The organism is Emticicia agri (assembly GCF_004168285.1).
Classification (GTDB): Bacteria; Bacteroidota; Bacteroidia; order Cytophagales; family Spirosomataceae; genus Emticicia; species Emticicia agri.
In genome coordinates, this window is sequence record NZ_SEWF01000162.1 from 1 (window position 1) to 926 (window position 926).

The window sequence follows — 926 nt, forward strand, 5'->3', positions numbered from 1 at the left end:
GGATAATCCAACGGAGACGCCTACAAGTCGTCTCTACAAATCGGAATATTTGCTAAAATTCTATCATTCAAACATCGAAACAATTCATAAAAATAACACCTCTACAAAATGGAATATTTGCTGTATTAATGAAAATTCAATAAATGTGCTTCACATGAATTTATGTTAGATTTTTGCATTATACATTTGGTCTTCTTGCCATTTTGCAGGATTATTGATAATATAATTAGCAATGATTTGGTAATCATTCTCTGAACGAATAATATGTTCATGAAACCTTGTCTGCCATTCAAAAGCAATATTGTTTTTTTTAGCATAAGAACTTACTGAAGATTTAAAACCTCTGATGATGGAAGCCAAATTTTTTGATTGTGCTAAAAACACATTCTGAAGGGCGGGACTATTACTATAATCAGGTTTATTATATTGATTCCTGCCAATCATAATTATGCCATGAACGTGGTTAGGCATCACTATAAACTCACCTAATTCTATATTCATATCAGGTCGCATTTCAATAGTCTTAAACCACTCTATCCAGGCTATTTTTCCTATTTCGGTAGGCACCAAAGAGGAGTCACAAATACAGCCAAAATACTGTTCTCTATTTTTAGTACAGATAGTTACAAAATAGATACCCTCATTGGCATAATTCCATGATTTTAGCCGTGCTGAAGGAACCCTGTATTTATTATTAAACAGTTCTTTCATTCAAATATTTTTTAATCTCAACATAAGAGCAAAAATATCTGAAAATCCGATTAATATAGGATGAATTTATTATAAATTTAGAAAAATATTCAATAAATTAATAAAAATACCATTTCGTAGAGACGACTTGCAGGCGTCTCCATTGGTCTGTGAATTGTTAAAATTGTCTATGGGGAATTAAATTCCAAAATAATATTTGTTGCAATGGATAGCCT

Annotated in this window: 1 protein-coding gene; it reads right to left on the reverse strand. The window is 31.0% G+C overall.

Annotated elements, in window-relative coordinates; all coding sequences use genetic code 11:
- Positions 1-165 precede the first annotated feature (165 nt).
- Positions 166-711, reverse strand: coding sequence for a transposase (locus tag EWM59_RS27490; protein WP_130024372.1), 546 nt, complete (start codon positions 709-711; stop codon positions 166-168).
- Between the last annotated feature and the right edge of the window lie 215 nt (positions 712-926).